Source organism: Isoptericola hypogeus (genome assembly GCF_039531145.1).
In the GTDB taxonomy this organism is placed as follows: domain Bacteria; phylum Actinomycetota; class Actinomycetes; order Actinomycetales; family Cellulomonadaceae; genus Isoptericola; species Isoptericola hypogeus.
In genome coordinates this window covers 240,144-254,495 of sequence record NZ_BAAAPM010000002.1, presented here as the reverse complement: position 1 = coordinate 254,495, position 14,352 = coordinate 240,144, and the positions used below count along the sequence as shown (strand labels likewise).

Annotated in this window: 10 protein-coding genes; 7 read left to right on the top strand and 3 right to left on the bottom strand. The window is 73.8% G+C overall.

Annotated features, from left to right (window positions below):
- The first annotated feature begins 232 nt into the window (after positions 1-232).
- The 4 genes from ABD254_RS01575 (at position 233) to ABD254_RS01560 (ending at position 6,143) form a co-directional block, all read left to right on the top strand.
- Entirely contained in the window at positions 233-1,459 is a 1,227-nt protein-coding gene (locus tag ABD254_RS01575) for a hypothetical protein (protein WP_344244960.1), read from the top strand.
- Positions 1,460-1,751: 292 nt separating this feature from the next.
- Positions 1,752-3,824: an acyltransferase family protein gene (locus ABD254_RS01570; protein WP_344244958.1), complete on the top strand. Its 2,073-nt coding sequence runs from the start codon at positions 1,752-1,754 to the stop codon at positions 3,822-3,824.
- Positions 3,825-3,893: 69 nt separating this feature from the next.
- On the top strand, positions 3,894-4,535 hold the full coding sequence (locus ABD254_RS01565; RefSeq protein WP_344244956.1) for a sulfotransferase family 2 domain-containing protein: 642 nt from the start codon (positions 3,894-3,896) through the stop codon (positions 4,533-4,535).
- Positions 4,536-4,637: 102 nt separating this feature from the next.
- Positions 4,638-6,143, top strand: a complete 1,506-nt coding sequence (locus tag ABD254_RS01560) for a S8 family peptidase (protein ID WP_425553607.1) — start codon at positions 4,638-4,640, stop codon at positions 6,141-6,143.
- A 132-nt stretch (positions 6,144-6,275) separates the two neighbouring features.
- Here ABD254_RS01560 and ABD254_RS01555 read toward each other — a convergent pair whose 3' ends face one another.
- Together ABD254_RS01555 and ABD254_RS01550 are read right to left on the bottom strand one after the other, a co-directional pair.
- Complete coding sequence (locus ABD254_RS01555) at positions 6,276-7,721, bottom strand: polysialyltransferase family glycosyltransferase (RefSeq protein ID WP_344244952.1); 1,446 nt, start codon at positions 7,719-7,721, stop codon at positions 6,276-6,278.
- Positions 7,718-8,731: a glycosyltransferase family 2 protein gene (locus ABD254_RS01550; RefSeq protein ID WP_344244950.1), complete on the bottom strand. Its 1,014-nt coding sequence runs from the start codon at positions 8,729-8,731 to the stop codon at positions 7,718-7,720. The genes ABD254_RS01555 and ABD254_RS01550 overlap by 4 nt, the downstream gene beginning before the upstream one ends.
- Before the next feature lie 183 nt (positions 8,732-8,914).
- Between ABD254_RS01550 and ABD254_RS01545 the strand changes: the two genes are divergently transcribed.
- A complete protein-coding gene (locus tag ABD254_RS01545) occupies positions 8,915-10,303 on the top strand; it encodes a tetratricopeptide repeat protein (protein ID WP_344244948.1) in 1,389 nt (462 codons plus the stop codon).
- Complete coding sequence (locus tag ABD254_RS01540; protein WP_344244946.1) at positions 10,300-12,216, top strand: glycosyltransferase family 61 protein; 1,917 nt, start codon at positions 10,300-10,302, stop codon at positions 12,214-12,216. Before ABD254_RS01545 ends, ABD254_RS01540 begins: the two co-directional genes overlap by 4 nt.
- A gap of 63 nt (positions 12,217-12,279) precedes the next feature.
- Here the strand turns inward: ABD254_RS01540 and ABD254_RS01535 are convergent, their stop codons facing one another.
- A complete protein-coding gene (locus ABD254_RS01535; RefSeq protein ID WP_344244944.1) occupies positions 12,280-13,347 on the bottom strand; it encodes a sulfotransferase family 2 domain-containing protein in 1,068 nt (355 codons plus the stop codon).
- Positions 13,348-13,479: 132 nt separating this feature from the next.
- Here ABD254_RS01535 and ABD254_RS01530 point away from each other — a divergent pair, with 132 nt between their 5' ends.
- Positions 13,480-14,337, top strand: coding sequence for a class I SAM-dependent methyltransferase (locus tag ABD254_RS01530; RefSeq protein WP_344244942.1), 858 nt, complete (start codon positions 13,480-13,482; stop codon positions 14,335-14,337).
- Positions 14,338-14,352 lie beyond the last annotated feature (15 nt).

Here is a 14,352-nt window from a genome sequence, read left to right as displayed (position 1 = left end):
GACCGCGTGGTCGACGTCGTTCTCGTCTGCCCCTTCAGGGCGATGTCCGGAATGTGCGGAAATTTCACCCTGGCCTCGGGCATCCAACTGCCCCCACAATGAGCCCGCTGCCGGATCGGGATCCCACCGTGTGCGCTGCGACGACGTGACGACACGGACGAGCACCGCGCGAGGTGCTCCGCCCGGCTACCCGTCTCAGCTCGAGGGATCTCGAGAGAAACAAGAGGGCTCCATGAAGCGCATCATCGGCACCGCGGTCGCCGCGGTGCTCCTGGCGGGAGCCGGCCTCGCGCCGGCCGCCACCGCCGCCGTCCCGTCCAACGTCGTGACGTCGGCGGAGTTCAACAAGGTGGCCTACGGCAACTCGATCGACTACGTGCGGTCCACCTTCGGCAACAACGGCAAGGTCGTCGACCGCCAGGACCCTGCCGGCACCGCCGGGGACTACGTCAGGGTCGAGTTCCCCACCTACTACAAGGACGGCACCGTCGCGGTCGAGTTCCTCCGCCGCACGTCCGGCACCTGGTACCTCGTGTCCAAGTACGCCTCGTGGGGCAACAGGGCGACGCGGACGGCCGACAAGGCGACCGAGGCGGAGTTCAACAAGGTCAAGCAGGGCAACTCGATCGACTACGTGCGGAGCGCGTTCGGCACGAACGGGACCATCGTGCAGACCTTCGAGGCGCCCGGGACCGAGTTCGACTTCGTGGCCCTGGAGTGGCCCACGGCGTCCACCGACGGCTGGGTGCAGGTGCTCTTCGTCAAGAGCTCGTCCGGCACCTGGAAGGTCGAGACGCGGGCGGCCTACTGGGACGTCGCGCCGAAGCGGACCACGAACAAGGCGACGGAGTCCGAGTTCAACAAGGTCAAGCCCGGGAACTCGATCGACCACGCCCGCAGCACCTTCGGCACCGCGGGCACGATCGACTACTACTACGACGCTCCGGGGTCGGTGGACGACCAAGTCCGGCTCCTGTGGCCGACCGAGTCGCCCGACGGCGTCGTGTACGCCGACTTCGTCAAGACCTCCACGGGCACGTGGAAGGTCGAGAGGCGGTTCGCGTACTGGGACCGTGTCGCGGAGCCCACCACGAACGTGGCGACGCAGGCCGAGTACGAGTCGCTGACGGTCGGTGACACCCTCGCCCAGGTGCGCGGCACGTTCGGCACGGCGGGGACCGTCGCGGCCTACCTGGACGAACCGGGGACGGCCGAGGACCTGGTGGACGTCGTCTGGTACACCGGGGCCGGCAGCGAGGACGTCTTCATCACCTTCATGAAGAACGCCTGGGGCGAGTGGTCCATCGGCGGCGCGGACTACATGTCCGGGCCGTGGACCGGCGACGCGGCACCGCAGGCGCGGGCGTTCTCGGCCGGCCCCGAGACCGCGGAGCCGAGGTCGTCCTTCGAGCAGGAGGCCCCGGCGCGGCCGTCGTGGGACCTCCGCGACGCGCGCTGAGACACCCACGACCATCCACCTGGCGCCGGGGCCGCACCCAGGGTGCGGCCCCGGCGCCAGGCCGATCTCGAGAGATTGAGGGCTCGACGAAGCGCCCTGGTGCCGCCGTCGTGTCGGTGCTCGCGGCCGCACCGGCCCGTTGGCCGACGGCCTGATGACCGGCCCATAGGGCGACGTCGCGCCCTGCGGAACGGGCACCCTGTCCCCGGGGTCGAGGCAGCCGACTTGCGCCCGGGGCCTAGGATGGCCCGGGCCCGGAATCGGGTGCCGACGAACGACGAAGGGCCCTGGTTTGCTGGAGACTGCTCAGCTCGCGGAGCGTGGCGCCGAGCGCACCGCACCCCGTGGTGGCGGGACCCGCAAGGACATCCAGGCCCTCCGTGCGATCGCGGTGGGCGTGGTGGTGGCCTACCACCTGTGGCCGGGGCGGCTCCCGGGCGGCTTCGTCGGCGTCGACGTCTTCTTCGTCATCTCGGGCTTCCTCATCACGTCCCACCTGCTGCGGCGTCCGCCGCGCCGGGGTCGTGACCTGGCGGACTTCTGGGCGCGGCGCGTCCGTCGCCTCCTGCCGGCGTCGTTCCTCGTGCTCCTGGCCACGGTGGCGGCCACGTTCCTCGTCGCACCGAGCACCCTGTGGGCGGACACGCTGCGCGAGGTCGGCGCGGCGGCCCTCTACGTCGAGAACTGGTCGCTGGCCTCGTCGTCGGTGGACTACCTGGGCGCCGAGGCGGCGGCCTCGCCGGTGCAGCACTACTGGTCGCTCTCGGTCGAGGAGCAGTTCTACCTGCTGTGGCCGCTCGTGCTGGTGGTCGTGGCCTGGTTCGCCGCCCGCCGTCGCGGCGATCTGATGCGGCGGGCGACGGCGGCCATCGCCGTCATCGTCGCGGTGTCGTTCGCGTGGTCGGTGGTCGCGACGGCGCTGCGGCCCGCGAGCGCCTACTTCATCACGCCGACGCGGATCTGGGAGCTCGGTGTCGGGGCGCTGCTCGCGACGCTCACCATCCACGTCGCCGCCCGCTGGCGCACCCCGCTGGCCTGGGCCGGCATCGCGATGATCCTGGTCGCGGCCGTGACCTACGACGGCTCGGTCCCGTTCCCCGGGTACACCGCCGCGCTCCCGGTCGTCGGGTGCGCCCTGGTGATCGCGGCGAACAGCGACCGCACCCGCTGGTCGCCGCGGACGATCGGCGACGCCGCGCCGGTGCAGTGGCTGGGCGACGTCTCCTACTCCGTGTACCTGTGGCACTGGCCGCTCATCGTGCTGGCGCCCTTCGCGCTGGGCCACAACCCCGGGCTGCTCGAGCGGGCGGGCGTCCTCGTCGCGGCGCTCGTCCTCGCCGGGCTCACCAAGCCGCTCGTCGAGGACCGGTTCCGCCGAGGCCGCGGAGGCTCCGGGCGCGCGATCGCGCTGGCGCTCGCGGCGTCGGCCGTCATCGGCGTGGCCGCCCTCGGGGGCTCGTACGCGCTGCAGGCCCGCGCGGAGGCGAACATCGAGCAGGCGGCGCAGGCCGCTCAGGGCCCGTGCGTCGGCGCCGCGGCGATGGAGCCCGGAGCGGGCTGCGACGTCGCCGGGGACGGCGACCTCATCCTCGAGCCGGCCGAGGCGGCGGACGACAAGCCGAGCGCGTACGAGGACGGATGCTGGGAGTCGCCGCCCTTCAACGGGACGGACACCTGCCACTACGGCGACGAGGACTCCGGCACCCGGGTCGCGCTCATCGGGAACTCGCACGCCGGCAACCTGCTGCCGCCGCTGCAGGACCTGGCGGAGAAGAACGACTGGTCCCTCACGACGATCGTCGCGTCGCAGTGCCCGACCTCCGACGTCCGGTGGCAGTTCGAGACCGAGCAGGACTCCGAGGGCTGCGAGGCCTGGGGGCAGCGGGTGCTGGAGGAGGTCCGCTCGAACGGCTACGACCTCGTCGTGACGTCGCAGCTGACGCCCTTCACGGCCGCGGGCGTCGCCCCGGAGGACAACGACGCGGCCGTCGCCGACGGGTACACGCGTTATCTCGAGGACCTGGCCGCGACCGGCACGCCGACGCTCGTCGTCCGCGACATGCCGTACCCCAAGCACACGATCCCGTCGGTCTCGGACTGCCTCGCGGCCGCCGGGTCGCCCGCCGAGTGCGACGGCGAGCGGTCGGCGTGGCTCCAGCCCGACCCGCTGTACGACGCGGCCGAGGCGCTCGACGACCCCGCGGTGCGCACCCTCGACCTCAGCGGCTACACCTGCACGGGCTCGACCTGCCCGGCGGTGATCGGCGACGTCGTCGTCTACTTCGACGCGTCCCACCTGACGGCGACGTTCTCCCGGACGCTCGCGCCGTACCTCGAGCCGGCGGTCGTCTCCAGCCTGCGTTGACCTGGCTCTCAGGGAGCCGTCCTAGGGTGGCCCGGCCCCGTCCCGCTCACCCGGAGGAGTAGTCGCTCCATGCCCGTCTTCATCAAGGACGACCGAGCCGTCCTGTTCGTGCACGTCCCCAAGGCCGGTGGTTCCGCCATCGAGAAGCACTTCAGGTCGGCGGGCTACACGATGCACTACCGCGACGGGAAGACCGGGCCGGGGACCCTCAACAAGTACCAGCAATGCTCGCCGCAGCACCTCCACGCCGCGCTGTGCGCCGAGCTGTTGCGGCTGGACCGCTTCGACGCGATCTTCACCATCGTCCGCGAGCCGCTGGCACGGTTCCGCTCCGAGTACTCGATGCGCGCCAAGACGCGGCTGGAGGACGGCACCCGGCATCTCGACACGAGTGCGGCCGCCGTCGAGCACTGGGCCACCAAGGTGATGAAGCGATACCTGAAGGACCCGTACGTCCACGACAACCACCTGCGGCCCCAGTCGGAGTTCGTGGTGCCGGGCTCGCTGGTGCACCGGCTCGAGGACGGGATGGGCCAGCTCATGACCCGCCTCAACCAGGCCTACGAGCTCGACCTCCCGGACATGGTGGAGAAGGTGCGCACGAGCGAGCACGTCAGCGGGGTCGCCAGCTCCGACGTCGAGCTGTCGCCCGCGCTGGAGTCGCGGCTGCGCGACTTCTACGCGGACGACTTCGCGAACTTCGGGTACTGACCGGGCACGGACCTCTTCCGACGCGGTGTGGCGCAGGTCATACCGCGGTCCTACTGTCGCTCCTGGCGGCCCCCACCCGGGGCCGCGGATCACAAGGGAGTGATGATGAACCTGCGTACCACGCACCGCGCACGACTGGCGGCGGCCGGCGTCGCCGCGGCCATGGCGCTCGTCGGCCTCGGCAACGCCGCCGTCGCCGCGGACGAGCCGCCGTCGACCCCGGTCCCGGTCGCCACGCCAGAGGGCCAGACCTTCTCCTACGTCGTGAACGCCAAGCACGCCAACCCCGGCCAGACCCGCCTGGCCGAGCGCGCCGTCGCCGCCGCGGGCGGCGTCGTCGTCCAGTCGTGGCCCGAGATCGGCGTCGTCGTCGCGCACTCGGCGAACGAGACGTTCCGCGCCGACGTCGTCGGGCTCGCCCGGGCCGGCTCGGTGGCGTCCGTGGGCGTCACCCGGACCGTCCCCGTGTCCGAGGGGACGCCGGCCGCCGTCGAGGACGTGCCGGGCGCGAAGGGGGCCCCGAAGGAGTCGAAGGTCACCAAGCACGTCGGCGTGGGGGTCGTCGAGGACGCCGCCGCCGCGGCCGTCCCCGACCCGGGCGAGGCGACCCAGTGGGACATGGCGATGATCAAGGCCGACCAGGCGATCGAGATCAACCCCGGCGACCCCGAGGTGCTCGTCGGGGTGCTCGACTCGGGCATCGACGCCACGCACCCCGACCTCGCCACACAGGTCGACGCCGCGGCGTCGGTGAACTGCACGGCGGCCGGCCGTCCGGACACCTCGGCGACCGGCTGGCTGCCCACCACCTCGGACCACGGCACCCACGTGGCCGGAACCATCGCGGCAGCCGACAACGAGGTCGGCATCGTCGGCGTCGCCCCCGGCGTGACGATGGCGTCGGTGAAGGTCGTCAACGACGACGGCTTCATCTACCCGGAGTACGCCGTGTGCGGGTTCGTATGGGCGGGCCTGCACGGCATGGACGTCACCAACAACTCGTACTACATCGACCCGTTCATGTACTGGTGCTCCGACCAGCCGGACCAGGCCGCCGCCAAGGAGGCCGTGCGACGTGCCATCGACTTCTCCACCGAGCGGGGGGCGGTGCACGCTGCCGCGGCCGGCAACGCCGCCACCGACCTGGCGACGAACACGGTCGACACCTCCAGCCCGAACGACTCGACGCCGGTGCGCCGCACCATCAACTCCGGCTGCGAGGACATCCCGACCGAGGCCGACGGTGTCGTGACCGTCTCGTCGGTCACCTCCACGGGCGCGCTCAGCTCGTTCTCCAACCGGGGCCTGGGCAAGATCGACGTGGCGGCCCCGGGCAGCGCGATCGTCTCGACGGAGCTGAACGGCACGTGGGACACCAAGAGCGGCACGTCGATGGCGTCGCCGCACGTGGCCGGCGTGCTCGCGCTCCTGAAGTCGACCCACCCCGACTGGTCGCCGGCCCAGCTCGAGCAGGCTGTGCGGGAGCAGGCCGACGACCGTCCCTGCGGCACCACGACGGCCGGCCCGGCGTGCGTGGGAACGCTGGAGGAGAACAGCTTCTTCGGCGACGGCCTCGTCGACGCCCTGGACGCCGTCACGCTCGGCTGACAGCCCCTGCGGGCCGGGTCCGTCGCGACGAGGTCTCGACGGACCCGGCCTGCCTTGGCGTCACGCGCTCCGCCGGAAGCCCCGGTCCACCGGCGACCTGGTCCACCGGCGGCGCGGGTCAGGTGTCGGTGGTCAGGCCTGGACGGCGCGGGCGAGGCGGCGCCGCAGGGGGGAGGCCTTCGTGCGGTCGTCGACCCAGGCGAAGGCGGGCCGGCGCAGCAGCCACCGTGCGGCGTCCGACGCCGCCCGCTCGACCGCGTGCCGCCGGCGCCCGCCGGGCAGCCCGAGGGTCGTCAGGCGTCGGGTGGCGACGTAGCGCCGCCGCTCGGCGTCCGGCGCGCCGGCCAGGAAGGCCTCCGCCGCGGGGCGCCGGTCGGCGAGCAGGCGCGGCTGCATGACGTGCGCGACGGCGTCGACGAGCCCCTGGAGGTCTGCCACGTCGGCGTAGCGGCGGTCGTCGCGGTGCACCGCGTCGACGACGGTCAGCGGGATGCGGTTGCTGTTCTGGAACGGCTCGAGCCGCTCCAGGAGCAGCGCCGTGCCGACGGCCACCGACGGGACGCCCATGACCGCCGGGGCCGTCGCGAGCGCGGTGGAGAAGCACCCGACGACGGCGACGTGGTCCGCGCGGGCGAGGAGCACCTCGACCGGCAGCGGGTCGTCGACGATCTCGAGCGGGACGCCGAGCTCGGCGGCGGCGTCCTCGAGCGGGCGGCGCATCCCGGGCGGGGCCGACGGGTGGGGCTTGAACCGGACGGCGCCGGCGCCGGCGTCGACCGCGGCGCGGATCATCTGCGCGTGCATGGCGGCCTCCTCCTCCGCCGTGACCAGCCCGAGCGCGGCCAGGTACTGACCGACGACGACGGCGGGCCGGCGCGGGCCGCCCGGTGCCGCCCCGCCGTGTGCCCCGACCGCCGTCGGACCGGTTGCCGTCGGACCGGTTGCCGTCGGGACGGCCGCCGTCGGGCCGGTCGCCGTCGGGCCCGTCGCCGCGACGATCTCGTCGACGAGCGCGCGGAAGGCCGTGGCCGGGACGACGGTCGGCGCCACCCCGTGCTCGGACAGCAGCACGGGCCGCAGGCCGGGGACCAGGTCGAGGTGCAGGAGGCCGCCGAGACGCTGCGACACGTCGAGCGGCAGCGCGTCACGCGTCGGCCCGTAGCTCATCAGGCCGTCGGCGTACACGGTGACGGGCGCGTCGTGGAAGACGCGCGCCAGGGCCCGCGCCGGGTTGACCCAGATCGACTCGCAGACGAGCTCGACCCGCCCGTCACCGAGGTCCCAGTAGCGGCGCAGCAGCCGCTCGAGCGCGGGGAGCTCGCGCGTCCCGGGGTTCCAGTCCGACGGGTGCACGGGGGCGAGCAGGTCGGTGAGGTGGACCACGCGGTCGAAGCGGGCGAGGACGGGCCCGGCGCCGCGGATCTCGTCGACCGCGGGCGTGAGCTCGGGGGCGGGCGCGTTGTTGACGACCAGCAGCACCCGCTCGCCGTCGGGCCGGCCCAGGAGGCCGTCGTCGGCTGCGGCCGCGGCGGTCATGGCCCCGAACAGCGTCGAGGCGACGACGAGCTGGGTGGTCACGCGACCGCCTCCTCGAACCGGGACCCGTGGTGCCGGGCGGCCCCGCGGGGCAGGAGCCCGTGCAGCGTCCGCGCCCGCGCGCGGGTCATGAGCCGCGCCTCGGCGGCGAGGACGTCCTGCGGGAGGCCGGCGAAGAACTCCCTGGACCCGGCGCGCAGGTCGCGGCGCACGTCCGCGGTCATGGCGCGGCTGCGGGCCACGTGGTGGGCGATCAGCGCGAGAGACGTCCGCGTGATCTTCGGCAGGAACGCCGCGGCGTCCCGGTCGCGGCGCACCAGGTCGTACGTCTGCCGCAGCGCCTCGAGGATGTCGAGCTGGCGACGGTCGTAGGTGGCGGTGAGGGACGACCCGACCCCGCGCCGGTAGCAGAGGGTCGGCGCGTCCACGACGGCGTAGCTGCCCGCGGACAGGAACAGCCGCCAGATCCAGGGCCGGTCCTCGGCGGTGTGCAGGTCCGGGGGGAAGGTGAGCAGCCCGTCGGCCTCCATCGCGCGGTCGAACATGCCCGCCCAGGCGTACGGGTAGTCGACCATGGTGGACGCGTCCACGGGCAGGATCGACGCCCGTGGGTCGATCGGGACGCCGCGGACGGCCTGCGGGGCGCGGATCAGGTCGCGCCGGCGCCCGCGGACGGTCGTGTGGTCCGTGCGCACGAACGGCACGCGCAGGGCGTCCATCGCGTCGGCGAGCACCGTGAGCCGGCGCGGGGCCAGCCAGTCGTCGGCGTCCAGGTAGGCCACGTACCGCCCCGTCGTGGCGGCCAGCCCCTGGTTGCGGGCGTTGGCGAGGCCGGTCGGCGCCGGGTTGGTGAGCACCGCGAGGCCGGGGAGCCGGTCCGCGAACTGCCGGGCGACGTCGCCCGTGGCGTCGACGGACCCGTCGTCGACCACGATCACCTCGAGGTCCCTCGGGTCCTCGACCTGTCGGGCGAGGCTGGTGAGCGTGTCGGCGAGGTACGACTCGACGTCCTTGCCCGGGACGACGACGGAGATTCTCGGTCGGCGTGTCACGCGACGTGACGATATACGCCCTCGAGGCCGCCTCCGGCGCGGAATGAACGCCGTCCGCTGATGCTCGGAAAGTGTTCATCCTGGCGTTACCCGCAGGTCAGGAACCCCCACGATAGTCGCCGCAGGACGGGCTCCGGCGGGGGCCTGCCGACGACCCACGAAGAGCTCGAACGAAGGGGGCGCATGAGCGCCACGACGGAACCCGACAGCTCCCGCGCGTACGGCGAGGGCAGGACGGCCGGCGAACGCTTCCGCGGGGCCTTCGGGCCGGTGCGGGGCGTGGCGCGCCAACCGCTGGACGACCTGGCGACGCTGTTCACCGACCTGTCGGTCGACCGCGCGCGTGGGCAGAAGCCCGCCGCCTGGCGCGTCAACGAGGTCCGCCGCGCTGCCGTCGGCTCCCGGATCGGCGACTGGTCCGGTCTGTCCGTCGGCGTCGTCGCCTCCCTCGCCACGCACTTCGACGACCCGCTGTCCCGCGGGTGGCTGCCGGTGCTGCTCGCCGAGCAGGGGCGGTTCGCGGAGGCGGCCGAGCTCCTGGGGACGATGCCGGACGTCGGCGCACCGGGGTGGCCGCGCGTCAAGCTCGTCACCGCCCTGTGGGAGCTGGGGCGGCACGACGACGCGCGCGACCTCCTGCGGCACCTGCGGGACGAGTACCCGGAGGTGCGGGAGCGGTCGCTCAGCGTGTGGGACGACGACCCCGTGGCGGCGGAGTACGCCCGCCTGCGCAAGCTCGCGGACGACGCGCTCTCCGCCACCGCGGCGGTGCCGACGTTCCTCCACCTGCCGTTCTCCGGGGGCACGAGCATGATCGTCTCGCTGAAGAACGTGCTGCCGTGGCGGCGGACGGTCGAGGTCCAGCGTCGCTTCGGGCTGCTCCAGGCCGAGGCCGCGCTGCAGATGGACGGCGACGAGGCCGCGCGCGTGATGATGGTCCACCTGCACCACCCGCTGCCGCTCGCGCTGCCGGGGCGGGAGCCGAGCTACTTCACCGTGCTGCGCGACCCCGTGTCGCAGATCAGGTCGGGCTTCTACAAGCGGCGGTCGACGCCCGGGATCGTGCCCACGACGGACCGCGACCGCTCCCAGGAGCTCGCCGACCACGTCGAGTACACGACGACGAACGGCCTCACCAACATGCTCGCGAGGCAGATCGTCGTGACGCACCCGCAGCTGCGCGCCGCGTACGACGCCGAGTTCACGTCGCGGGGCGCCTTCCGGCCGATCACGTCCGAGGAGGACATGTTCTGGTGCCGGGCGACGGCCGGCCTGTCCGCCGAGACCCTCCTGCGGCTGAGCCGGGAGACCCTCGACGAGCGCTTCGGCCTGGTGGGGACCATGCGGCACCTCGCCGCCAGCCACCTCGCCGCGAGCGCGAGCACCGGGCTTCCCGTCGCGGACCGCATCGGCCACCGCGGCCGGTCCGGCCAGCCGCCGTCGGACGAGGGCGACGCCGTGACCGACCGGCTCCGCGACGCGAACTGGGTCGACCAGCAGCTGTTCGACGAGTACACGGCGCGGTTCGAGCGCGACCACGCGGGCCTCGTCGAGGCGCTGGGTACGCCGTGACGCTCGCGCGGAGCTCGTGGTTCCCCGCCGGACGGCGGGCGTCGGCCCGGCGGGAGCCGGCCCCGCGGGAGTCGGCCCCGCGGGAGTCCGCCCGACGCGAGTCGGCCCGGCCGGCGACGAGCACGCCGGCGGGGGACGTCGCACGCGTCGGCGCTCTGCTGTCCGCGCTCGGGGTCGAACCGGGCAGCAGCATGGTCGTCGTGGTCGACCTGCCCCGACCGGACGAGCTGGCGTCGGCGCTCCCGGACCTGTGTCCCGGGGTCGAGGTCACCGTCCTGTCGACCGCGGAGCCCGGCACGGCCGCGTCGGCGGGCACGGCGGGTGCCGCCAGCACGGCGGTGACCGTCCGCGCGGCGGTGACCGTCCGCCCCGCGCGGTCGGCGGCCCAGATGGCGCAGGTCGTCGCGGCCGGGCCGTCGCCGGACGTGGTCCTCGACGCGCGCGGCCGGCGGAACGGGCAGCGCCAGGAGGTCTTCGACGCGCTCTTCCTCGAGCTCGTCGACGGCGGGCGCTACGTCGTCGCCGCCCCGACCCCGGGCCCGGGCGGCGTCGACGCCGTCGACGCCCGCATCCTCCCGGTCACCCGCCACGTCGAGCGGCTGCGGTCGTACCGTTCGTGGCGGCCCGAGCGCCGCCGGCGGGAGCTCTCCGACGTCGTCCGGGCGCTGGCCGACGCGGTGGCCGGGCTCGAGCTCGGCCGGCGGACGGTGGTGGTGCGCAAGTCCGGCGTGCACGTGCGCCTGCTCCCGGACGGCGAGGCGCAGCGGGTGATCGAGCGCCGCGGCGGGCCGCACCGGGAGCTCGAGCGGCGTCCCGCGACGACGGCCGAGCTGCGCGGCACGCTCTGGACGTCCGACGACGCGGTCCGGGCGAGGCGCCTGAGGCCCGGCCCGTTCCCCGTCCCCGACCGCGTGTGCGCGGTGTTCGAGGACGTCGTGTGCGCCCCCCGCCAGCTCGCCGTGGCTCGTGGCGTCGTCCTGCCCACGGCCTACCACAAGCCCCTGCGCGCACCACTGCAGCACCAGGCCGTGCGCCAGGTCCGGGCCGGGCTCGCCCGCGCGCCGCAGCTCGAGGGGCCGCTGGTCGAGCTGCCCGGGACGTACTTCCACCTCGACAACGAGTACGCGGGCCACTACGGCCACGTGATCACCCAGGACCTCGCCAAGCTCTGGTCGTGGGAGCGCGCGGTGGCCGAGTACCCCGACCTGCGCGTCCTGGTGAGCCCGGCGCTGCACGGCGCGCCGCTCCCGGGCTACACCGTCGAGCTGCTGGAGGCGTTCGGGATCGGGCGCGAGCGCGTCACCGTGCTGGAGCGCCCGGCCCGGGTCGAGCGCCTGGTCACCTCGACGCAGGCGTTCCAGCAGCCGGTCTTCGCCGCGCCGGAGGCCAGGGAGGTCTGGGCGCGGGTCACGCGCTCGCTCGTGGAGCGGGCGGGCGACGTGGAGGTGCCGGAGCGCGTCTTCGTCTCTCGGAGGTCGTCGATGCGCCGACGCTGCCTCAACGGCCCCGAGGTCGAGGAGCTGTTCTCCGGCGCCGGGTTCGCCGTCGTCTACCCCGAGGACCTGAGCCTGCCCGAGCAGGCCGCGTACTTCTCCCGGGCGTCCGTGGTCGCGGGGTACGCCGGGTCGGCGCTGCTGAACTTCGTCTACAGCGACGGGCCGGCCACCCGGATCGTCCTCGCCTCGACGTCGTACCACGCGGCCAACGAGTACTTCCTGGCGTCCCAGCACGGCGGGGACCTGCACTACTTCTGGTGCGAGCCGGTCGCGCCGCAGGTCGAGCGGCCGCCACGGGACTTCCACTGGGACTACCGGCTCGACCTGGACCGCGACGGGCCCGCGCTGCGCGCCCTGCTGGACCGCGTGGGCGAGGGTGGGGGCGAGGGTGGGGGCGAGGGCGTCGCCGCCGGGTGAGGCCGGGCGAGGACCGGGAACGCGACGACGCCCGGACCCGCACGGGTCTCCGGGCGTCGTCGGTCAGCGGGTGATCGCGCGGCGCGCGGCGCGCTTCCCGCCCCGCACCGCCCGCGCGTACCACGCGGGCTCGGGGCGCGGGGGCACCGGCTGGGGCCGCTGCGTCAGCGCGTCGAGCCGCTCCTGGAGCTCGGCGTTGCGCCGGTTCAGCTCCTTGATCCGCCGGCCCCGGGCCGTGAGCTTGGCGTCGAGCGCGGCCACGTGCTCGTTGATGGCGCGCCGCGCCGCGATGTCGCGCAGGGCGTCGGGCGTCCAGCCGACGGGGCGCTCCATCGTCGTCGCGGAGGACGCCGCCCACAGGTCGCCGAAGCGCTCGAAGTCGGACGCGTAGATCGTCTCGAGCCGCTCGAGGAGGCCGCCGGCGAAGACCTCGCGCCCGGCCTTCAGCGGCGTGTCGTTCTCGCGGGCCAGCGTCAGCTCGGGGGAGGACCCGACGGTGGCGACCAGGTGGGCGGCGAGGTCACCCGTGAGCTGGCCGATCTCGCTCATGTCGTAGATACGGCTGTAGGGGACGACGGCCTCGCTCAGGCGCGCGGTGTGCGGCGCGAAGTGGCCGTCCCCGGTCGAGATGCCGCCGCGGTCCCGGCCGCGCTCGAGCGCGCCGACGAACTTCTCCCAGTCCTCGAGCACGTCCCGCGCGGTCTCGGGGGTGCGGGGGAGCCAGTCGCGGCCCACGTACTTGCGGCCGCTGTACGACGGGTCACCGACGAGGAACTTGGACTGCCAGGCGGAGAACGCGCGCAGGCGGGGGTCGCGGACGACGGCGAAGACGAACCAGCCGTTCCCCGGGGAGATCGCGGCGCGCGTGGCGTCGTCGACCTGCGTGAGCTTCGGCGTGTCGCGCCACGACTGCCGCCGGTGGATCAGCATGCGCTGGGTGGACTGGAGCGAGTCGGCGGACAGGATCCGGCCGACGTCCTGCCCGGAGATCTCCGCCAGCAGCCACTTGATCGAGGTGCAGGCGTTCTTGCCGATCGAGACGAACATGATCTTCTGCTCGGGCAGGATCCAGGAGTTCTCGACGTCGCCCGCACGGGTGGCGTCCGGAGGCGACGCCGGCGTGATCTTCATGGCGCGCACGATTCCACGCCGAGGTGAACGTCCGACGTCGCGCGGGCCAACACTGCCCGTCGGCGCGACGGGTCGTCGACACGCGCCGCTCAGTGACTTCCGTCACGGTCGCGATTCGGCAACAATGCCCGCATGACTCGCCGCCGCGCAGCGAAAACCGTCCCGACGACCCTCACGCGGCACGAGCTGCTCGTGGGGCTCCACCAGCGCCTGCGACCCCGGACCTATCTGGAGATCGGCGTCGCGACCGGGGCGAGCCTCGCGCTCTCGCGGGTCCCGAGCATCGGCATCGACCCCGCCTATCAGGTGGTCGAGGAGCTGCACGCCAAGGTGCGGCTGGCCCGCGCCAAGAGCGACGACTACTTCGCCGCCGAGGACCCGAAGCAGTGGCTGGGCGGCCCGATCGACCTGGCGTTCATCGACGGCATGCACCTGTTCGAGTTCGCGCTGCGGGACTTCATGAACGTCGAGAAGCACAGCCGCTGGTCGACGGTCGTGGTGTTCGACGACATGCTGCCCCGGGACGTCGACGAGGCCGCGCGCGGCCGGCACACGAAGGCGTGGACCGGCGACGTGTTCTGGGTCGCGGAGGTCCTGCGCGCCTACCGCCCGGACCTCACCGTCTTCCCGGTGGACACGAGGCCGACGGGCGTGGTGGTCGTCACCGGTCTCGACCCCGACTCCACCGTCCTCGAGGATGCCTACGACGAGATCCTCGCGAAGTACGTCCACGACGACCCGCAGCCGGTCCCCGACGCCGTCCTGCGGCGCAAGGGCGCGTGGGACGCGCGGAAGCTGCTGAACCTCCCGCTGTGGGGCTGTCTGCACCGAGGAGCGTGGCCGCTGCACACGCGGGCGCAGGGCCTGCGCGAGATCTCCGAGGCGATCGAGCGGCCGGCGGAGTACCGCCGTCGCCGGCGCGCGGTGTCGGAGCGGGTGCGCCGGCTGGCCGGCGGTGTCACGCAGCGGCCCCTCAGCCGCGCGAGCTGACCGCCGCCGGCGCGG

What these genes read in the sequence shown, in the direction of transcription:
- ABD254_RS01575 (WP_344244960.1), top strand. Translation starts at nt 233, where the DNA reads ATGAAGCGCATCATCGGCACCGCGGTCGCCGCGGTGCTCCTGGCGGGA.
- ABD254_RS01565 (WP_344244956.1), top strand. Translation starts at nt 3,894, where the DNA reads ATGCCCGTCTTCATCAAGGACGACCGAGCCGTCCTGTTCGTGCACGTC.
- ABD254_RS01560 (WP_425553607.1), top strand. Translation starts at nt 4,638, where the DNA reads ATGATGAACCTGCGTACCACGCACCGCGCACGACTGGCGGCGGCCGGC.
- ABD254_RS01545 (WP_344244948.1), top strand. Translation starts at nt 8,915, where the DNA reads ATGAGCGCCACGACGGAACCCGACAGCTCCCGCGCGTACGGCGAGGGC.
- ABD254_RS01535 (WP_344244944.1), bottom strand. Translation starts at nt 13,347, where the DNA reads ATGAAGATCACGCCGGCGTCGCCTCCGGACGCCACCCGTGCGGGCGAC.
- ABD254_RS01530 (WP_344244942.1), top strand. Translation starts at nt 13,480, where the DNA reads ATGACTCGCCGCCGCGCAGCGAAAACCGTCCCGACGACCCTCACGCGG.